This is a genomic window from Novosphingobium sediminicola, assembly GCF_014196525.1.
GTDB classification, from domain to species: Bacteria; Pseudomonadota; Alphaproteobacteria; order Sphingomonadales; family Sphingomonadaceae; genus Novosphingobium; species Novosphingobium sediminicola.
Genome location: NZ_JACIDX010000019.1, coordinates 47,124 through 66,328, shown reverse-complemented (window position 1 = coordinate 66,328; position 19,205 = coordinate 47,124). Strand labels below are relative to the sequence as shown.

The 19,205-nt window shown below is 62.3% G+C and carries 19 protein-coding genes and 3 pseudogenes; 6 read left to right on the top strand and 16 right to left on the bottom strand.

The annotated features are described in order from the left end of the window. Nucleotides 1-79: 79 nt before the first annotated feature. From GGR38_RS20225 to GGR38_RS20190, 8 genes are all read right to left on the bottom strand, one after another. A complete protein-coding gene (locus GGR38_RS20225) occupies nucleotides 80-1,090 on the bottom strand; it encodes a TraU family protein (RefSeq protein ID WP_183628144.1) in 1,011 nt (336 codons plus the stop codon). Continuing rightward, the gene (locus tag GGR38_RS20220) at nucleotides 1,087-1,746 is read right to left on the bottom strand and encodes a conjugal transfer protein TraW (RefSeq protein ID WP_246405093.1); all 660 of its coding nucleotides are present in this window, start codon (nucleotides 1,744-1,746) and stop codon (nucleotides 1,087-1,089) included. Before GGR38_RS20220 ends, GGR38_RS20225 begins: the two co-directional genes overlap by 4 nt. Next, nucleotides 1,743-2,030, bottom strand: a complete 288-nt coding sequence (locus GGR38_RS20215; RefSeq protein WP_183628142.1) for a hypothetical protein — start codon at nucleotides 2,028-2,030, stop codon at nucleotides 1,743-1,745. The genes GGR38_RS20220 and GGR38_RS20215 overlap by 4 nt, the downstream gene beginning before the upstream one ends. Continuing rightward, nucleotides 2,027-2,380 (bottom strand): hypothetical protein, encoded by a 354-nt coding sequence (locus GGR38_RS20210; RefSeq protein ID WP_183628140.1) that lies wholly within the window; start codon nucleotides 2,378-2,380, stop codon nucleotides 2,027-2,029. The genes GGR38_RS20215 and GGR38_RS20210 overlap by 4 nt, the downstream gene beginning before the upstream one ends. Continuing rightward, nucleotides 2,377-4,893, bottom strand: a complete 2,517-nt coding sequence (locus GGR38_RS20205) for a TraC family protein (RefSeq protein WP_183628138.1) — start codon at nucleotides 4,891-4,893, stop codon at nucleotides 2,377-2,379. Before GGR38_RS20205 ends, GGR38_RS20210 begins: the two co-directional genes overlap by 4 nt. Next, nucleotides 4,890-5,492, bottom strand: a complete 603-nt coding sequence (locus tag GGR38_RS20200; protein ID WP_183628204.1) for a TraV family lipoprotein — start codon at nucleotides 5,490-5,492, stop codon at nucleotides 4,890-4,892. Before GGR38_RS20200 ends, GGR38_RS20205 begins: the two co-directional genes overlap by 4 nt. Nucleotides 5,493-5,608: 116 nt before the next feature. Then, nucleotides 5,609-7,006 carry a TraB/VirB10 family protein gene (locus tag GGR38_RS20195; protein ID WP_246405091.1) on the bottom strand — a complete coding sequence of 466 codons (1,398 nt, stop codon included), beginning with the start codon at nucleotides 7,004-7,006 and terminating at the stop codon, nucleotides 5,609-5,611. Then, complete coding sequence (locus GGR38_RS20190; protein WP_343059183.1) at nucleotides 7,003-7,707, bottom strand: type-F conjugative transfer system secretin TraK; 705 nt, start codon at nucleotides 7,705-7,707, stop codon at nucleotides 7,003-7,005. Before GGR38_RS20190 ends, GGR38_RS20195 begins: the two co-directional genes overlap by 4 nt. Nucleotides 7,708-7,719: 12 nt before the next feature. On the opposite strand from GGR38_RS20190, the gene GGR38_RS24475 reads away from it, so the two are divergent. Further along, entirely contained in the window at nucleotides 7,720-7,848 is a 129-nt protein-coding gene (locus GGR38_RS24475; protein WP_281379474.1) for a hypothetical protein, read from the top strand. 58 nt (nucleotides 7,849-7,906) lie between these two features. Here GGR38_RS24475 and GGR38_RS20185 read toward each other — a convergent pair whose 3' ends face one another. The 5 genes from GGR38_RS20185 to GGR38_RS20165 form a co-directional block, all read right to left on the bottom strand. Further along, nucleotides 7,907-8,545 (bottom strand): TraE/TraK family type IV conjugative transfer system protein, encoded by a 639-nt coding sequence (locus GGR38_RS20185; protein ID WP_183628134.1) that lies wholly within the window; start codon nucleotides 8,543-8,545, stop codon nucleotides 7,907-7,909. A gap of 8 nt (nucleotides 8,546-8,553) precedes the next feature. Continuing rightward, the gene (locus GGR38_RS20180; RefSeq protein WP_168603471.1) at nucleotides 8,554-8,820 is read right to left on the bottom strand and encodes a type IV conjugative transfer system protein TraL; all 267 of its coding nucleotides are present in this window, start codon (nucleotides 8,818-8,820) and stop codon (nucleotides 8,554-8,556) included. Nucleotides 8,821-8,938: 118 nt separating this feature from the next. After that, complete coding sequence (locus GGR38_RS20175) at nucleotides 8,939-9,244, bottom strand: hypothetical protein (protein ID WP_425497077.1); 306 nt, start codon at nucleotides 9,242-9,244, stop codon at nucleotides 8,939-8,941. Nucleotides 9,245-9,472: 228 nt separating this feature from the next. After that, nucleotides 9,473-10,246 carry a DsbC family protein gene (locus tag GGR38_RS20170; protein WP_183628199.1) on the bottom strand — a complete coding sequence of 258 codons (774 nt, stop codon included), beginning with the start codon at nucleotides 10,244-10,246 and terminating at the stop codon, nucleotides 9,473-9,475. 44 nt (nucleotides 10,247-10,290) lie between these two features. Continuing rightward, nucleotides 10,291-10,614, bottom strand: coding sequence for a hypothetical protein (locus tag GGR38_RS20165; RefSeq protein WP_183628132.1), 324 nt, complete (start codon nucleotides 10,612-10,614; stop codon nucleotides 10,291-10,293). 329 nt (nucleotides 10,615-10,943) lie between these two features. Between GGR38_RS20165 and GGR38_RS20160 the strand changes: the two genes are divergently transcribed. From GGR38_RS20160 to GGR38_RS20155, 3 genes and pseudogenes are all read left to right on the top strand, one after another. Continuing rightward, on the top strand, nucleotides 10,944-11,357 hold the full coding sequence (locus tag GGR38_RS20160) for a hypothetical protein (protein WP_183628130.1): 414 nt from the start codon (nucleotides 10,944-10,946) through the stop codon (nucleotides 11,355-11,357). Nucleotides 11,358-11,613: 256 nt separating this feature from the next. Then, nucleotides 11,614-11,925, top strand: a complete 312-nt coding sequence (locus GGR38_RS24010) for a hypothetical protein (RefSeq protein WP_221227176.1) — start codon at nucleotides 11,614-11,616, stop codon at nucleotides 11,923-11,925. A gap of 17 nt (nucleotides 11,926-11,942) precedes the next feature. Beyond that, a pseudogene (locus tag GGR38_RS20155) lies at nucleotides 11,943-12,689 on the top strand (IS110 family RNA-guided transposase); the annotation flags it as partial. 325 nt (nucleotides 12,690-13,014) lie between these two features. On the opposite strand, the gene GGR38_RS20150 reads toward GGR38_RS20155, so the two are convergent. Further along, on the bottom strand, nucleotides 13,015-14,130 hold the full coding sequence (locus GGR38_RS20150) for a Fic family protein (RefSeq protein ID WP_183628128.1): 1,116 nt from the start codon (nucleotides 14,128-14,130) through the stop codon (nucleotides 13,015-13,017). Between the two features lie 453 nt (nucleotides 14,131-14,583). Here GGR38_RS20150 and GGR38_RS20145 point away from each other — a divergent pair. Next, a pseudogene (locus GGR38_RS20145) lies at nucleotides 14,584-15,243 on the top strand (transposase family protein); the annotation flags it as partial. Nucleotides 15,244-15,262: 19 nt separating this feature from the next. Here GGR38_RS20145 and GGR38_RS20140 read toward each other — a convergent pair. Continuing rightward, nucleotides 15,263-16,927, bottom strand: coding sequence for a hypothetical protein (locus GGR38_RS20140; RefSeq protein WP_183628125.1), 1,665 nt, complete (start codon nucleotides 16,925-16,927; stop codon nucleotides 15,263-15,265). Next, nucleotides 16,924-18,630 carry an Hsp70 family protein gene (locus GGR38_RS20135; protein WP_183628123.1) on the bottom strand — a complete coding sequence of 569 codons (1,707 nt, stop codon included), beginning with the start codon at nucleotides 18,628-18,630 and terminating at the stop codon, nucleotides 16,924-16,926. The genes GGR38_RS20140 and GGR38_RS20135 overlap by 4 nt, the downstream gene beginning before the upstream one ends. Before the next feature lie 244 nt (nucleotides 18,631-18,874). Here GGR38_RS20135 and GGR38_RS24670 point away from each other — a divergent pair. Further along, nucleotides 18,875-19,035 (top strand): annotated as a pseudogene (locus GGR38_RS24670) (IS21 family transposase); the annotation flags it as partial. Nucleotides 19,036-19,205 lie beyond the last annotated feature (170 nt).

Here is a 19,205-nt window from a genome sequence, read left to right as displayed (position 1 = left end):
GCCGGACTGCCAGGGGGGCTGTGGCGGGCAGACCGATCCAGGTCCGGCTCGGCTTCGCAGAATGGGGGAAGAGGGGGGCTCATGGCGTGGCAATCCCGGCGCAGCAGATGGTCTTCTCAAAGACCATGAACTGGGCATTGTCCTTGCCCGGCGCGCGCTTGCCCGAGGTCCACAGCGAACCGGGGCGGCCGATATTGACGCATTTGCCGCCTTTGACCGGCTCCATGATCTGGAGCTTGTAGCGGCTCTTGCTCCAGATCGGCTGGGCCTTGAACGAGCAGCCGTCAGCTGAAGAGATGGTCGAGAGCCCGAGCCGGCCCATCATGAAAATGCCGCGCGCGGCAAGGCCCGCCCAGGCCTCGACACTGTCGCTGAAATGGATGTCGCCCGCGATGGGGTAAGTGTTGCCCCAGCTGCCCATGCACCAGAACAAGGGGTCGAGCGTGGTGCCTGCGGCGGCGGCTGCGCTGTCGGCCATGCAGGCAAGGCCGGCGGCGGGATTGCCGAACAGGATGCTCTCGGGCTGGATGATCGCGCCCAGTGTCCCTGATTGCCAGGTCGGCATGACCTCGGTGATGAGTGCTACATCGAAGCCCTCGTCGGCAAAGCAGGGCAGGTCGGTGAACATGTCGAGCATCTTCCAGACCGGCGCGATGTAATAATGCATCTGGGCAAAGAGCTTTTGCGTGTTGGTGCCGTCGGCAATCGAGGATTGGCTGCCCTGAAGTCTTCCGCGGGTGGCCATCAGATCCGCGCCCAGACCCATCATGCAGCCCGGCTCGGTCACGACATCGACCATGCGGCTGGGCGACCAGAAGCTGACCTTGAGCCCGAACCAGAAGCCGGCGCCCTTGCGGCAGGCGCAGAGCGGCTTGGAGGCACTTTGCGCGTCGAGCGATTTGTCGAGTCTGTCGCCGCCGATGCGCACGCCGCCGATGGTGATCGGGAAGATACAGGACCAGCGGACCTTGGTGATCGGGTTGAAGACGGTGCCTGCCTCGCACTTGGAGGCGTGTGCGGGGCTGGTGACTGCGACGAGCGAGGCAAGCAGCGCGCCGCTTGCGACGAGGGCGAGGGAGTGGTGCTTCATGAGCCTGCCCTCCGGGGCGGCAGGTGATATTCGTCGAGCTGGAGGCGCTGACCGACCTGATGGACGATGACCGGGGCAAAGGTCAGGCCAAGGCGTTCCTTCACCCGTGGCTCGAGGATGAAAAGGGCGCGGGCCTTCTTCCTGCTTAATGTGATAGCATCGCCATCCTTCGGCCCACCCGCCGTCAGCAGGATGAAATCGCTCTGTTTCGCGCGGGCAAATGCCCAGTCGAGATCGCGCGGCGCCACAATGATGAGGCGCTGGGACAGTGTCACATAGCTCAAGGGGTTGAACGTGTAACCTTTGGCATAGAGCAGCTTGCCGTCTGGCAGGCGGATGTCTTCCTCGAGCGTATGGAAGGGCACGGAAAACCTAGTCCGGTTGATGGTGGCGGGCGCGAGCGGGGCTGAGCGCAGCGCCTGCCACTGGCGCATCGGGCCGAAACGGCTGGCCATGCCCGCGGGCTGGGCGGCAACCTTGCCTTCAATCTCGCTCAGCGCATCGGCTTCGGCGATCGGAAAGGTCCGTCCGATCTTGGAAACCTCGCCATGGGCGAAGCCGGGCAGGGCCAGCGCCAGCAGCCAGAGGGGCAGGAAGGCGCGGGGCCTGATGCGACCGCCCTTGCCGTGGGTGGCTGTGGAGGCCGGGGTGGTCATGGCCGCCAGGCAGGCATGGCGGTAAAGCCGGTGATGCAGGTGGCGAGGAGGCCGGCCACGCCCGATGCCATCGGCGGCAGGCCGGAGGCCAGGGCGAGGCAGGCGATGGCAAGGCCTGCTGTCAGCGCCAGGGCCTCGTCAGCCATATCCAGCCGATCCTGGCCATCTGCCCCGTCCCCGCCCGAGACATCGAACAGATCCTCGATCAGGCGATCCTCGGCATCGTCAGGGTTCGGCGCCAGACGGGCAAAGCTGCGGGGCACCGTTGTCTTGCCGCCGCTCACAGCTTGTCGCTCCGATCCTTGCGGAGCGCCTGCCGCCGGCGCGACAAACGCATGAGCAACCGGCTTGCCAGCGCCGAGAGGCCAATGAGCAGCATGCCGGTCAGCAGGCAGGCGATGCCGACCAGCACGGCGTTCTGCAGAGCGCTGCGGAAACCATGGTTCATGGCAAGGCCGGCGCCCAGCATCAGCGCCGCCATCATCACGCTCTCGATAAAGACGAGGCGCGCTCGCCAGCGGATCGCCTCGCGTTCGCCTTCGAGGGCGGTGAGCGGCGGGGGCAAGGGTTGGGGGGACTCGCTTTGGCCATAGAGGATCGGCAGCTGGTCGGGATGAGGCTTGCGTCCGTTCATGGTTGCATATCCTTCTCGTTGGGGAGGATCTCGGCCGGATCGACCCCGGCCAGATGGCAGATCGCTTCAAGCGGGCTGGCGCCTTGCCGGATCAGGCTCTCGAAAGCGGCGACCTCGCGCGGGGCCGAGGTGTTGATCCAGTAGGAGAAAGGATCAACGACGAGGCGCGCGATGCCGACACCCAGCGGGCTGTCGATGAAGATCTCGCTGTAATGGGGCTTGGCGTTGCGCACCGATTTGAGGAGATCGAGCAGGAAGGGTGAATAGTCGATGATCCTGTTCTCGGCTGCCTGCGCATAGGTCGAGCCTTGCAGCAGAAAGCGCGTTGCGGCGTTCTCGAGGATCACCTGGCCGGTGCCGCCAAAGAGCAGCAGATCGTTGAGGCTTTGCAGAACCACGCCGAAACTGCCCTGATATTTGCGGGCGCGGCGATAGCCCTGGCCGAAGGCCTCGGCGAGGCGCGAGAGATCCTGCCCTTCCGAGCGGGTGAGGAATTGCGCGGCCTCGTCGCAGAGCACGAAGCGGGGCCGGTCGCGGGCCGAGAGATAGAGCTCCTGCGTCACCGCATTGACCACGACCATGACGATCACATTGAAGAGATCGGGCATGGCTTTGAGCCGTTCGAGTTCAAGCACGACAAATTCGTCGCGGGAAATGTCGAAGCTCGAGGGGCCGTTGAAGAAATGGCCGTAAGCCCCGTCGGAAGCAAAATCGCGCAGGTTGAAGGCCAGTTCGCGCGCGGTCGGGATGAGATGCTCGACCCGGTCGAGGTCGCTGGCCGCTTCAGCGGGATAGGCGCCGAGCCACTGGCGCACCGCATCGATACCGTCCTGCGCTCGCCCGCTTTCGATCGTCCATTGCACAGCGGATTTCAAAAGGTTCCACTGCGAGGTCGACACGCCTTTGCGGGTGGCGGCATTGGCCATCTCGGCAACGATGGCAACCGCCATCGAGATGGCCGACTGCTTGTCCTCGCCATCGAGGGCAAAGCCCATGTCGAACGGGTTGAGCACGAGGCGTTCCTCGCCAATGTCGATATAGCGGCCCGAGCAGAGCGTGCAGAGCTTGCGATAGGATCCGCCGATATCGATGATGCGGATGAGCGCGCCTTGCGCAAAATATTGCTGGCACAGATTGTTGAGCAGGAAGCTTTTGCCCGCGCCGCTTTCGGCCGAGACGATGAAATTGTAATTGTTGATGCGCGGATCGAAGAGGTCGAGCGTGACGAGCTGGCCCTTGCGTCCGGCATAGAGCAGGGCCGGACGGCCCCCGCCGCGAAAATCACTCTGGACCGGGCTGAGCAGGACAGCAGCCTTCACCGGCATCTTAAAATCCCGTTCGAGCAGGCGCATCGTACGCTTTTCCGGATAGAGCCCGAAGGGCAGGCTCATCGGCAGCAGCACGGGATTGAGGTAGCTTTCCTCCTGCATCATCCAGGGCAGGGGTTCAGCCTCCCACAGGCGCTTGGCGCGCGCGGCCAGCTCGCGGGCTTCAGCGCGGGTTTTGCCAAAGACCCAGACGACGGGGATAATGGTAAGGAAGCGGCTGCTTCCGGCCTCGTCGAGCACCCAGCCGATCTCCTCGATCTGCTTGCCGACCTCGACGGCAAAGGAGCCGGCGGCCTTTTGCGCGGAAAGGACCTGGGCGCGCTTGTGGATCTCGAATTGCGAATGGTCGAAAAGCACGTTGAGAGTGAAGAGGAAGGGACCGCCGATCTGGTCGCTGTCTTCGGCCGCGCCGCGCATGCCGCCCAGCAGCCGATTGGCGCGTTCGGCGGTGATGCGGCGGGCCGGGCTGCGCGGGGTGAGACAGCGCGCGACCTGGTTGCCGAGAAAGACTTCGGGCCCATCAAAGACAAGGTCGGGTCCGGCATCGATGATCTGCTTGCGGATCGGGCGGCGGAGCGCTCCACCCCCGCCATCATCAAAATGGCCCGGAGCATGGGCAGTGAGGCCATTGAAAATGCGGCGATAGAGACTGACCGTCTCCTGCGGCTCCATCGCACGGATCGCGAGTTTGGCGAGCTGTTCCTCCACCTGCCGGCGCAGATCCTGTCCCAGCTTCTGCCTTGTCTTGACCGAGAGAAACAGGCGGAAGTCGCGCAGGGGAATGCCGTGGAGCGCATCAAGCCCATCGGTTCCTGCGCGCAGATAGTCGGCCATCCGCCGCGCCGAGGCCTGGATCAGCGGATCGGGCCTGGTCTTGAGATCGAGGAAAGCGTCGAGCGCGTCATCGATCACCGGATCGGCCAGGCTGTGGAGCTGCAGCACCGTGCCTTCGGGGAAATGGATGTTGAAGAGGCCGGTAAGCGCCTGCTGGACATGGGCGAACATATAGGCCGAGGGAGTCAGCTCCCAGCCATAGGCCCAGCCATCGTCGATGCAGATGAACGCCTGCTCTTCGTTGTCCCAGGCGACGAGCGGCAGGAAGTCGCTATAGGCTTCGCGCGCGACCGAGCGCCGGAGCCGGGCGAAGGTCAGGCCGCCCGCGCCCTCATGAGCAGGCGCGCTCATTGGCCCTGTCCTTCGGGCGGCGCAGGAACGGGGGCGGGATCGCCCTGCGCGGCAGGATCGCCCGCAGGCTTTTCCTTCACCTGTCCCAGCACGGGCAGGCGCGCGGCGGGCGCGGCCGAGCCTGCCAGATAGTCGCCGACCACCCATTGCGGGCGCTCAAGGATCGAATAGACGTAGCGCGGCATATAGAGCCGGTCGGGCCTCTCGCGATCAGAATAGGGCATGATGAGTGTGCGCACGGTGCGTCCGGCGCGCAGCATCGGCGTTTCCGGCGCCTCGATCAGGCCCTGCATCTCGCGGTAGAGACTGTCGCGATAGGACAGGTAGGGCGCGGGTTTTTTGCCCTGCGTCTTTGCCTGCGGCGCAGCGGGCGCGGTGGCATCGCCGGTGCCGGCACGATCCCTGAGCATCGCCTTGTCATGGGTGACGGCGGGATCGGAATGCGAGGGAATGCCTGCGACCGCATCGGCATAGGCCCGGTCGGGATGAATGCACTGCCCATGATCGCGGTTCCTGCAGGAGAACTTCTCGCTATAGGGCGACATCATCGAGCCGATGGACGCGCAGCCGTTCAGCAAGGACAGCGCGGCGATCGCCATAGCCGGGCATGGAAAACGGCGGGCGGCGAACCGGGCGGCGCCACGGTTTCTGCGGCGCACGTCTGCACGGGACATCGACGTGGGCATGGGTTGATCTCCTGAAAGGGGGCGGGGCATCAGAATTTCTCCCCGGCGGCAGGCTTGATCTCGAGGGTCACACCCTCCTGGATCACAACCACGACTTCCTTGGCGGCGCCGACCTCGACGATGGGACCGGCCTGACGGGCGAGATCGAGGTAGAAATCACTGAGTTTGTCCGAGGATTTGGAAATGCCCCCCGCAAGGCTGCTCTTGGCAGCATCGCCTGCATTGAGCGTGCGGATCGAACCCAGCGCCGAGGTCGAGGTCGAGCCGAAACTGCCTTCGACGGCACTCGCAAAGCCCGAGGCGGCGCCGGCGAGGAAAGTGCGGGCGAGGGCGGCGCCCGCGCGGGTGATGACCTTGCCCGACAGGCCCTTCTTGCCGTCGGTATCGACGAAGAAGCCTTTGACCGGCTGATCGACCACCGAATGCTCGTCAAAATCAATACAGGAAAGCGAGACGAGCTGGACCTCGACCCTCTCCTTGGCGAGGCTGCCGGTGGCATTGCCGATGACAAAGCAGCCCGAGAGGTTCGCCTTGACGTCATTGGGCAGCACGGCAGGGGCCTGAACCCTTGCAATCAACGGTTCGGGGTTTTGCGTCGCATCACGGCTCGCCATCGCGTCGATCCCGGTGAGCAGCCGCGCCTTCATGAAACCAGGCGGTAAAAAGATCGTCCTGGTCTTTTTTTTAGCGCCATTCGGGGACCGATCCTTCGCGCTCGAACCATCGGCGGCGGCGGGCAGAAGGCTGCTGGTGGCAGAACCGATGGCACCGACGCTCTTTTCCTGCGGGGGCGCAGGAGGAGCGGGCGGTGTGTTCTGCACCGACAGGTTCGTGGGCGGCGGAGGCAGGCTGTCGAGTTCGCTGCGCTCCCCTGGCCGGCTGCGCCCGGCGACAGGCGGGCTGGCGGGAATGTCGAGATCGGGAAGCGCGGGGGGCAACTCGCCGGTATCATGGGCGCCGCTGACGGGTTTGGCGGCAGGACTGATCTTGCCTTCCTCGATGGCGGTGATGCGCTCGGCAAGCTGCTGCTGGCCTTCCCGGATCTGCTGAAAGTCGCCGTGCAGCTTGGTTTCCAGACTGTCGCCGCGCAGGCCTGTTCCCATTTCCAGCTTGGTTGCGCTGACCTTGGTGGCAGCCTCGTTCTTTGAGGGTGAGGAGGCGGTGTAGAGGCCGTAAGCCAGCATCAATGTCGCAAGGCCGACAAGGCCCTGCTTGAGGCGCAGCTGTTGCCGGGCCGACAGCGCCTGCCAGCGTCCTCTGAAATCGGGAAACGGATTTGCCGATGAAGCCCTGTCAGGTGACGTGCCTTGCCCATCTTCGTGCGCGGCGCGATTGAGCTGGGCCTGATAGGAGCTCGCATCGCTAGGCGTTTGCGCCTCGGTCTGTCCGTTATCGCTCATCGGATCGGGAGGGGGAGGGTTACTCATTGGCCTGCCTCCCGGCGCACGACGATCACGCGCCCCGGCTCTCCAGCCTTGAGCGCCAGATGATCGGCGCTCACCGCGAAAATCCGCGCGCCAAAAATGTGGTCGAGGAAGGCGCGTTCATCGAGCGTAGTGTCTGCCGCAACCTCGACCCGGTATTCCGAAGCCGAAAGACCTGCGCCCTCGATCTCGACACGGCGGCTCTCGATGATGCGCGCACCGGGCAGGGCGGCAAGGGCAAGCGCGCCTGCGCGCGGCGCCACGCTCGAAAAGCTGGCGGGGATGCGGTCCTGGAGCATGGCAAGCGTGATCGAGACCGCGCGTTCTTCCTCGACCAGCGGGCCGAGCAGATCGTCATTGGCCCGCGCGCGCTGTGCCTTGCCCGGCGCGAGAGTCACGGTCTGAGCAGGGATCTGCGAAGGCTCGGCATAGAGGGCATAGATCGCCCCGTTGCACGAGACGAAGAATTCCGAAGGCTGGGTGACATAGCTGCGGGTAACCTGGCCTGCATCGTCGATTTCCTTGACCAGAAACTTGATCCAGGCATCCGACCCGGCCTTCTCAACGGCGATCGCTTTCTCGGCTGAGAATTTGACGTCCTCGATCTCGCCGCCAAGGCACACGACATGGTTCACATCGCGGTTGGACAGACGGATGGTGCTGGTCTGATCGGGCAGCGCGGCAATGGTGCGGCCTGAGGTCACCGGATCGGCTATATGCTGCGGTTCGATGTTGTGCGGCGCTGCATTTGGCTGCTGGAGATTCCCATTCCCGACATTCTGCACCGCAAAATGCTGGACCACGGCATTCTGGGCGTGCAGGGCACCGCCACCCGTGACGCCTGAAAGGGAGAGGAGCGGGACGGCAAGGGCGAGCGCGAGCGGGTGCGTGACCCGTGCATGATCAGCGGGTTTCGGCATCGAACTTGTCCTCGATGAGATGGGTGAGCCAGAAGCGACCGTTCTCGATGGCGTAGCCAATGCGCAGGTTGCCCCGGAATTTGCGGATCGTGCCGCCGATCACCCTCACCTTCTCGACCGGCACGGTGATTTCGTTGGAGGTCCAGGTGACAGGCTGATCGGCGCGGATATAGGTGGCGATCGAGAGCGTCGGATTGCCCGACAATTCGTCGAGAATGGCGTTGAGACTGTCGCGCATCGCATTGTAGGCCGAAGGGTGCGCGATGCCGAGCAGCGCCTGAAACTGTTGGCTCGCCGAATAGGCCGAATAGGTCCCGGCCAGTGCCACGACATTGCGGGTCATCGCGCGCAGATAGTCGCTCGAAGGCACGCTGCCGGTGACATAGAGATCGCCGCCCGCGCCGAAGGGCACGATCACCGTGCGCCGGTTCCGGTCGGAGGAATAGATCTCGGCGCCCAGCACGGCGGTGATCGCGAAAAGGCCGACAATGGCGAATTTGAGCAGGCGGTTCTCTTCAAACAGATTGGCCGAGCCCTGCAGGTAGCGATGGATGCCAAAGCTGGCAGGCTTGCCGAGCAGGGGATCCACGTCGTCCTGTCGATGGCGCTTGGGGAAGATCATCGTGCACCTCACTCGAAAAAGCGGGTCTGGGTCGGGCCCGGATAGTGGGGGAAGGAGACGAGGCCCCAGCGCCAGGCCAGATGCGGCAGGAAGCCGCGCGGCTTGGAGCGCTTCCATGGGATGAAAAGGAGAAGAGCCGCGACCAGACCCCAGCCGGGCAGTCCGCCGACGATGGTGGCGACAAAGATGCCCGAGAGCGCCAGCACGAACTCGTCCGCGGCAAACCACAGGATCTGCACCGGGCGATGGAGGTATTGGGGCAGGCGTTCGTCCACGTCTCTTCTCCTTCCCGCTTACACCTCAGGCAAAGGCCTGGGGGCTTTTCCGACCCTGTGTTTGCAGGGGCGGTTGAGGTTCGTGCCCATGCGACGCCATGCCGGCCGGACCGATGGTTCAGATCAGCATGCCGAAGGTCTGGAGGATCGAATCCGACTTGATCAGACAGACCGCCGCCACGATCGTGGGGATGCCGATCATGATGTTGGAAAACAGGCGCGAGACGCCGAACAGGAAGGCGGCGACCCCGCCGACAAAGCCCAGCGGTCCCTTGACGCCCTTGTTCACGACGATGTCGTAAATGTCGTAACCCAGATCGCCTTGTGCAGGCGCTGCAAAGGCATGGGCCACGCCGGTCGTGGCAGCCAGAGCGATAAGGGCGGTCAGCGCGACATCGGAGCGTGACAGGGTTTGGGCCAGCATCTGTGTCATCGTCCGGCCGCCGAATGGGTATTTGTTAAACAGTCTGATCATGGTGGTATTTCCTCTGCAAGGAAGCCGTCCGTGAACCTGTGCCGCCGGGAATTCCGTTGGCTGCCGGCGCGCGTGTCGGACGGCTTCATGGAGCCGCGTGCGTCGGCATTTCGATCCGCCGGGCTTGCGGGCGATCCCGCAGGCCACGCAGCGGCCGCCAGAAATTGAGAGGATGGATCAGCCTGTATCCGGTTTTGCCGGGAGTGCCGGAGGTTTGGCCGGTTCGCCTTTCGGAGCGGCTTTGACATGGCCGGCCAGAAAGGCTTCGAGTTCGCCTTGCTGAAACCCGGAGACGAGTTTGCCATCAAGGATCAGGGTCGGCGTGCCGGTGATGCCCACTTTGACAACCAGCGCGGCATCATCGGCAACCTTGGCGTGGCCTTTGGCACAGGTGGCGAGCGGCGAGGGCGCCGCGCCGCTGTAAAGCGCCTTGAAGCCGGCCGCAGGGTCAGGAGAGCACAGGATATGCTCGGCCTTGGCCGCGGCCTCAGGATGGATCCCGGAAACAAAATAGATGAGGCGCCGAACCTGTTTGCCTTCGGCCTGTTTGCTCGCCCAGAAGCGGTCGAGCGCGCGGCAATAGGGGCAATCGGGATCGGTGAACTCGATGATGGTCGGGGCATCGGGCGGGCCAAGGACGAGCGCTCTGGCCGGGTCGATGGCGGACAGGCGCTTTTGTACGCGGGCGCCTTCGGCCAGCGCGGTCACATTGACGCCATTGGTGTCATAGACCGTGGCAAAGAGGATATGGCCGCTCTCCGGTGCGTAATAGAGGATGCGGTTGCCGGCGCTCGCCTGATAGATCGGACCTTTGACAGGCGCCGGGCCGAAGTCCTCGAAGGCGAGATTGGTGAAGCTCTGATGGAGCTGGCGTTCGGCCTGCGCAGCGGCACCGGCGATTGTGGCGGAAGGCTCAGGAGTTTGCGCCATAGCGCCGCTCATGGCCAGCATGGCGGGAAGGACGAGCAGCGTTGCCGTCAGCGTACTGGCCCGCCTCACTTGCCCTGCTCCTGACGCTCTGAGGGGAGGGCAGGCAACGGCCTGCTTGCATCAAGCATCTCGCTGTCGAGCCAGATGTTGCTGCCAAGCTGTTGCGGGGGGAGCCTCAGGAATGAGGCCGGTCGGGGCATTGGCTGGATAACCGGGGCGGAACGCCGGGTGATGATAAAGCTGTCGGCCCGGTTGATGATGGTGAGCGGCTCTGTGCAGCTTGCACCTTGTGTTTCTGCTTGCTCCGGGGGCTGGCAGGCCTGTGCGAAGGGGGCGGGCAGCGCGAGGGCCAGGAGAGCGGCGATCATCTTGCAAGGCATGAGCATCATTCACCTCCTCATGCTGCGTCGCCATCGGCGGAACGCATCGGGGACAGGAAAGCGAGTTTTGCCGAAATGGTCGGCTCGCTCCTCGTCGGGATGAGCCAGGGGATGCGCCCAGACAGCTCGAAGGGGCAACGGCGGAGGAAATGTCTTGCCGGTTTGGGGAAATGAAGTGCCGACTATCGGAAGTTCATTGCCTCAAACCGGAAGTAAAGTTCCGGTTTCCTGGTTTGTTCTTTTCGCGCGGTGAGTCGGGATCTCGCGGTGGAAATGGTCTTTGGGCAGGGTGGATTCGTGGTCACGCTGCGGTGTGAGAAGCGGAAAGGGGAAACGTCATGCGGGCGACGAAATCGCGGGCCTACAAGCTTCAACTGTCCGAGGAAGGCATCCAGCTCTTTTTGCGCTGCCATTGCAGGCTGTGCCGTCTCGCAGGTGATCTTCTGCCCTACGGGATGACCTTGCTGGTTGCAGTTGCGCTGCTGCACGAATGCGATGCTGAGGTGCAGGCGGACGAGGTGCTTGATCCGGAGCTTGAAAGATATGGGGGGAGGATCATTCGCTATGTGGGGACCACGTCTGCGCTCTCCGGTCTGGTCGGCGCGATTGGGGGTAATATTGAGCAGACTGGCAGAATTTATCCAATTCCGCCGGTGTGGAAGCTGTTTCTGGCAGCCCTGGTCCACATGGAAAGCGCAAGGCCGGAAAGGCTGGCGGGATGTTGGAGGGAGAGGCTCGATCTGACGGTATGAAATTTGCAGAGCACCGCCTTATTTGCGGCAGGAATGGCATTGAACTTCTCAATTGGTGCGTTGAGAGGTTGATCTGAGGGAGTAAACTGTTCAGTCCGTCGGCAGGATCGCTAATTTTGCAGAGGCGCGCGCCAGCTCGGGTCTGATCATTAAATTCCATGGAATGAGGACATGGATTGATGAGGTGGATGCCCCCTTTTTGTCCGGCATCGTATGATGCTGATCGGCGCCAGCGTGGCGCACAAAGGAGGATCAGATGGCAGAAGCATATATGCTGGCAATCGACCTTGCAAAGCGCAGCTTTCAGGTCTGCGCTACGGATCGCGCAGGGTCGGTTCTGTACAACCGGGCAGTTTCCCGAGCAAAGCTTGAACAGCTGCTGGAATCGCAGGCGCCCTGCATTGTGGCTATGGAGGCCTGTGCGACCAGCCACTTCAGGGGACGATTTGCGCAGGCTCTGGGGCACGAGGCTCGCCTGATCTCGTCCATTTATGTCAAGCCGTTCGTCAAGTTATGTGCAGGTGAGCATAATGAAGAGCGTTACGCATTATGGCGACCTCATGATTAGTCAAACGGCAAAAGAATGACGCAGCAGATGCAGCGGTAATCGCAGAGGCAGCTGTCCGCCCGAACATGCATTACATGGCGGTGAAGAGCCCCGAGCATCAGGCGCGCGCGATTGCCTATCGAACACATCAATGTTTTGTCGGCCAGCGCACACAGATCGTCAGCGCGTTGCGCAGCCATCTTGCCGAATTTGGCCATGTCTTTGCTAAAGGCGCGGCCCATGTGAAAGATATCCGCGTCGCGATCGAAAATAAGGCGCTGGAATTGCCGGATGGCGTGCGCGAAGTCGCCCACCTCTATCTCGAGCAGATCAGCACCTTGTCGGAAAAAATCGACTTCCTGAGTTTCAAGCTGTGCGAAGCCACGTGGGTCAACTGCGAGATGCAACGGCTCTGCACGGTTCCTGGCGTTGGGCCAGTGACGGCCGGGGCGATCATGGCCTTCGCGCCATACCTACGTAGCTTTGCCAGTGGCAGGAACTTCGCGACGTGGCTGGATTTGGTGCCGCGACTGCGCTCCACGGGCGGCAAAGCCCGGCTCGGCGGCATGAGCAAGATGGGGCAAGGCGACATCCGCAAACTTTTGACCGTCGGAGCGATGAGCAGGATAAGATGGATTGTGCGCAAGGGCGTGCTGCCGGACAATTGGCTGGGCAGGTTGCTTGCCCGCAAGTCGAGAATGGTGGCCGCTGTCGCATTGGCCAACAAGATGGCGCGCATTTTCTGGGCTATGATGGCACGGGAGGAAAGCTATCGTTTGGCGTAGCCGACATCAGAGCCGTCAGCGCCAGGGGCTGCGGCCACAGCAAGGGAGATCGACTGAGGATTATGCGGCAAGGACTTCAAGTCCAGAACGAGGCAAACCAGTCCCGGGACCCGAGCGATCGAGCTCGCTGAACCGATGTGGCCCCCGTTCTTCGGACTGCATACCGGCCCGTGGCGTCAAAGCCACATCAAGAGGCCTGACACACGACCGATGAAGCGCTGCGTCGATAATCTCTGAAAATCCCTTTGCAATCCTGGGGGCATCCACACACGCGCCATCATTGCAGACAGATCGCGAAGGTTTACCACCGAACGCATTTTCCCCTTCAAAACGCATCTCTTCCCTCCGCGATATTCAACAATTCCGGAAACACGAAGGTTGCGGGCGCCCGCCCCGATGACGGCACCAATTCCCGCAGCAAGCCGTTGTCGCGCAGGTCACGGATGATCTTGCGTGCGGTTGCCGGTGGAATCTGGGCCGAGGCGATGAAGTCCGGCGTCTGGAAGATCGGGCGCTGAAAGATCCAGTCGAGCGCGCGCACCGCATATTGGGAATGGGTGATTTCCACGACCCAATCGCGTTTGTCTTGATGCAGGGCCAAGATCGCCTGCGCCTTTTGCGTGTTGGCTTCGGCTTGGGCGATGATCCCGCGAAGGAAGAAGGCTACCCACCCGCTCCAGTCATCGTCACGCGACACGGCCAGCATCCGGTCATAATACTCGTCGCGGTTGGCCTCGAGATATTCCGAGAGATAGAAATTCGGGCGCGATAGCATTCCGTGGGCATAGAGGAACAACGGGATGATCAGCCGTCCGATGCGCCCATTACAATCCAGAAACGGGTGGATCGATTCAAACTCGGCGTGAACGATGGCCAATTGAACGAGCCTGTCCGGCGCATCGGCGTGGATGTAGGCCTCCCAGCCAGCCATCGCGCTTTCGATACGGTCGGCACCGGGTGGCACGAAACGGGCTTGCTCAATGGTGCAGCCTTCCGGGCCGATCCAGTTTGGGATGCGGCGGTATTCGCCCGGATCCTTGTGACGGCCGCGCACCCCGTCCATAAGCACGCGGTGTGTCGCCTTGATCAGGCGTTGCGATAGCGGGAGTTCGGTCATCAGCCGGTCTGCCTCGCGCAGGGCGGCGCGATAGTTCAAGACCTCGCGTGCGTCGGCCTTCTTCGGCGTGCTTTCATCGAACAGATGGCCCTGCGCTTCGAACTCCAGCACTTCGCCCAACGTGACCTGCGTGCCTTCGATCTTGCTGGACAGCACGGCTTCGCGCGCGGTCAGCGGGGAGAGCAGGATATCCGGATTGGGAATGCCGGAGAGGACGCCCTCATACCGCGCAATGGCCGCGTTGGCTGGTCCCACCAGCGGGAACAGCGCGCCCAGATCGAGCGCAGCAGGAGGAAAACGTCCTTCATGGTAGGCAACAGACAATTGGCGTCTCCGTCGGGCGCCTCGTGAGATTTGCCTCGGGTCGCCTGTCGATTTGATGATCGTCTATCGACAGCTACACCATTTGATGATCGTAAAATAGAGTTTCACTTACATCAAGCCGCTTTGATTTTCACAGACGATCATCAAAAAGGAAAGAGAGATGGGGCAAGGAGAGCTTGGTAGAACAAGATATCAGGCGTGCTTGACGGGTGCGGAAGCGCCTAAGATTCAGCCGGGTGCGGACCGCGTCAAACCCGGTACGTTCGATGAACTGATCATCTGCTATTATCGGTCACCCGAATTTCTCGATCCCTGCCCCCGAACGCAGGAAGTCTATCGCGGTGTGATCGAACGCTGGCGCGCCAAATATGGAGCGGACGCGTGGCCGACCTGGAAACACGCCACGTCGCGGCCATGATGGCCGATTACCGCTCTTGCTGATGAGGTTTCGTGATGGTGCAGATACATCCCCGGGCTCGGACCACGCCTGTTGTGCGGGCGGAAATTGCTCGTTCCACTGAGCCCGCCAGTGTCGTGGCCAAGCGCTATGGCATCAGCGACGAGACGGTCCGCAAGTGGCGCAGACGCGGCGAGCAGGCGGTCCAGGATCGTTCAGGCCGGCCCAAGCGCCTGGCTTGGTGCATGACCGAGGAAGAGCGAGCCATCATCTGCGCTGTGCGTAGGTCGACTGGCTTTGCCCTGGATGATCTCACCTTCGTGCTCCCGCACTTCCTGCCACACCTCAATCGCGACAGCATCTGCCAGGTGCTTAAGGCCGAGGGGCTCAACCGTCGTCCGCCCAAGCCTGAGGTGCAGCCGCGCAAAGGACAAGGCAGTTTCAAAGACTATGATCTGGGCTTCGTGCACATTGATGTAAAGCATCTGCCCCAGCTGCGTACCGCAGATGGCGAGATCCGGAAGCGCTTCCTCTAAGTGGCCATCGATCGCTGCTCGCGGTTCGTCCATCTCGACGTCTGCGACGCCGAGAATGCCGCCAACGCCATCTCCTTCATCAAGGCTGCCCGAAAGGCCTTCCCGTTCCGCATCACTCATGTCCTGACGGACCGGGGATCCTGTTTCACCGACGATGATTTTGAACGCAACTGCTCCAGGGCTGCGGCTTGCCCCGTCCTTACAGCGTGAGCAGAATGGGCGCATGCTCCTTGCCCTGCCATTTCAATGTCGCGCGGATGAGCGCCCGGTTGACGTTGCAGCGGTTGGTCGGGTCGCCCTTGTTCTGCATGGCGTCGCGCACATCATCCATCTTCAGGCCGGTCTCCTTCATCACTTTCGTCACCAGTTCGCCGGGTACCTTGGCATTGGCAGGGCCAATCGCCGAGACTGAAACCAGACGACCGGCTTCCGCCTGAGCGGCAAACAGCTTGCGGGCCGCAGCGCTCAGCGCCGCGTCCGGCGGAAAGTCATCGGGCGTTACGCCTTTTGTGAGGAATTGTGTGCAGATCCGCCCATCTTCCTTCAAGGCATCGGCAACCGCCAGACGCACCTGCATCGCCTGATCCAGTTCTTTGCCGCCCGCAAGCCGCGCCGCGGCATAACTGCGTACGCGCGCAATATCGGCCGCGATGTGTTCGACCTTCTGATCCGATTGACTCAGGCTGAGATTGGCCGCCAGCGTGCGCGCCAATTCTTCCTGATGGGTCTTGAGCCATTCTGATGAATGATCCGGGCCGAAAGTGGCCTTCACCACCTGCTCCATCCGAGGGGCGAACTCGGGGTCGCTGAGTGCAGCCACTTGCGAGGGAGCGGCGTCGGGTTGGGTCAGGCTGGCGAGCAGCCGGAAGGCCATGATGGCGGCGGGAACATACCAGCTGAAGCTCCAGTTTCTGCCATCAGATTTCATCCAGGACTGAATCCGGAAATGGTTGAGAGTATCCTCAAGCTCGGGATGATTTTGGCGCAGATGCTGAAGCAGGGCGGAGATGCGCTTCGGGCGAAAGGTTATCCGCCGCAGCAGACCGGCTTCACCCTCCCGGCTCAATTCCTTCCATGCGGCATGATGCGGGTGGAGCGGCGATTGCACATCGCGCTGAAAGTGATAGCCGGCAAGACGGGCGGTCAGAAAGGCGATCTGTCGGCTTTCTCCCAGTCTGCCCGCATGACGTTGCCAGTCGAGCGCGATGGCTGCCTCTTCCAGCAGGGGCGCGCAGCGCGGCCAGCTGCGGGCCAGTGTATCGGCAAGCCAGTCTTCGATGGCATCGTGGCGTGCCAGGCTGCCCGTGGTGGCGTCATGCAGCAGGCAGCGCAGACAGGTGCGCGCTTCGGCCTCTTCCTCTTCGCTTAACGGCTCAAGGTCCTGTGCCATTTCCAGCAGCAGCCGGTAAAGACGGGCATCGGGCCGCTGCACCGGGCGCACATCCGCCATTTCGAGATTAAGGACCGGCGGAGCAAAAGGGAAAGGCATTGCATTGCCGACGGGAGCAGCAATGGCCTCGGCAAAGCCGTCAGCAAGCGGCGGGCAGGGAGTGATCTGAACCGGGATCGCGACCTTGAGATCGCCATGCCCATCGCAGAGGAAAACAGATCCGCTCAGCGACCAGAAAGGCAAAGGACGCTCCGGTGCATCATCCGAAATCGTCTCGACGACCGCATCCGGAGCCGAGCCGGATGCCCGCGCGAGCCGCAGAGCGGTGTCGCGCGCCTGCCGAAGCCGGGCATAGCCATCGGGATCGGCATCAGGATCCATTGCCTTGAGCCTTGCTGCATAGGCGCGGCGGATGGCGCCGGCATCGCTGCCCTTGGCCAAGCCAAGTTCGTTCCAGGGAAAACCGCTGCTCACAGCAGGGACTGCCCTTCAATTTTGTCGAGCCGGACTGTCAGCAAAGCCCGCGAATCGACGATCCGGCGTGGGTCCTGCGATTCCAGCGCGGCGGCAAAGGAGGTCATCCATTGTCCCACCATCTGACGCAGTTCGCCAATGTGGTCCTCATAGATCCGGCCTGCCCGCGCCATCAGCGCGACATTTTCGGCATCCTCGCGCGGGTGAAACTTGAGCATGGCCAATGCTTCGCGTCGCCTGGCCATTTCTCCGGCATCGCGGCGATCCTCCTCATCCACGATCACCAGGTTACGGGTTAGCCCGGTCTCTGGCACGCAAACATCGACCTCCAGCAGACCTGAACTGTCATAGCTGAAGCGCACCTCGATGCCGATCTCACCAGCCGGACGAGGCGGTACCGACACTGACAATTTCCCCAGCTGAATATTGTCAGCCACCAGCCGCGCCTCGCCCTGATAGATCCCCATTTCGATTTTCTTCTGATTGTCCGACATCGTGTGATAATGAGCCGCCCGGCTTGCGGGCACAGCGGTGTTGCGCTCGATGATCGGGGAGAACAGTCCTTGCACCAGCACACCATGCGTATCGCGTTCAACAACGTCGATTCCCAGGGTGAAGGGGCAGACATCGGTGATGCGGATCTCATCCAGCGCAGCATCGCGTGCCAGAAGGCCTGCCTGCGCGGCCGCACCCAGCGCGACGGCATGATCGGGATGCACCGTGCTGTTGGGGAAACGGCCAAACATACGGGTGATTGCGCGCCTTACGACCGGCATCCGCGTGGCCCCGCCCACCAGCACGATCTCGCTCAGATCCTTGGGGTCAATCCCGCAATCGCGCAGGCTGCGTACCACAGGATCGCGCAGCCTGCGCAGCAGATCCTCAGCGGCCTTCTCAAATTCGGCTTCGGACACGGTGGCCGCAAAGCTGCGATCGCCAAGGGTGAAGGAAAAGCTGGCCTCCGGGCCATGGCTCAATTGTCGCCGGGCCTTTTCCGCAGCGCGCAGCAACACGGCTTCGCGTCTGGCCTGAGGCAGGTTGTCGAGCGCGCCCTCCGGATCGGCGGTGCGGCGGGCCATGGCGGCCAGCGCGATGTTGAAATCGTCCCCGCCCAGTCGATTGTCGCCCGCCGATGCGCGCACCTCGACAATGCCTTCGAACATCTCGACGATCGAAACGTCAAATGTGCCGCCACCCAGATCGAAGACCAGAAAGGGTTCGCGATCCGCCTTATCCTGCAAGCCAAAGGCCAGCGCCGCGGCGGTGGGCTCATTGATCAGGCGGCGCGCAGTCAGGCCGGCCAGTTCGCCGGCCCGGCGGGTGGCCTTGCGCTGGCGATCATTGAAATAGGCGGGCACGGTGATGACTGCCTCGGTGGGGGTCTCGCCTGTATAGGCGATCACATCCTCGCGCAGTGAACGCAGCACCAGCGCTGAGAGCTCTTCGGCGGTATAGGCCTTGCCGCCCAGCACTTGATGGCGCTGCACGCCCATATGACGTTTGAAACTGGTGGCGGTGTTGAGCGGATCATCGGCCATCCGGTCCAGAGCGGCTGTACCGACGGAAACTATGCCATCCTTGCCGATATGCACCGCCGACGGGGTGAGGAAATCGCCGCGGGCATTGGGAACCAGTTCACTTGCTCCATTACGCCAGATTGCTACGGCGCTATTGGTGGTTCCAAGGTCTATTCCAATCAACATGTGAAGCTGCATTCCCGTGTCGCTATTGGATTTATGCGTAACGGGAAAAGGCAAGGTGTAAAGCCGGCATTGAGTTGACAAATTAGGCGATTTATCCAGTTTTTTGAGGATATGCTGAACCACTCAGAGTTCACGCGTCCGTAGGGCTTGATAAAAGAGCGTTTTGCGCTCCCGGCGTCGGGTGCAGGCATATCAGCTCTTGAGGCCCTGCGTGATTGACGGATAATATCTATGGAACTTCCCGGTGGTGATCCGCCGCCAGCACTTTCGCCGAGGCATCCCCGTTCGCGAGATCAGGCAGCGACCGGCTTATCGCGAAACGCGATCCGCAAATACCTTCGTGCCGTCGCTGTGAAACCGGTGTTCAAGGTTCCCGACCGGCCAGGCAGGTTGAACCTGATGGCAGGAAGCGGGAGGGTGGCCGGGGACTGTAATGGCCTGGAAGCTGAAACCTGTTGCGCTCAAACCTGCAGAACCGGCGGGCATTGTTCAATGGCTTTGGGAAGGGCAGACGGTTCTGTGATCAACCCTCGTCGGCGCCCAGGGCGGATGCCCTATATGCAAACCATGGCAGT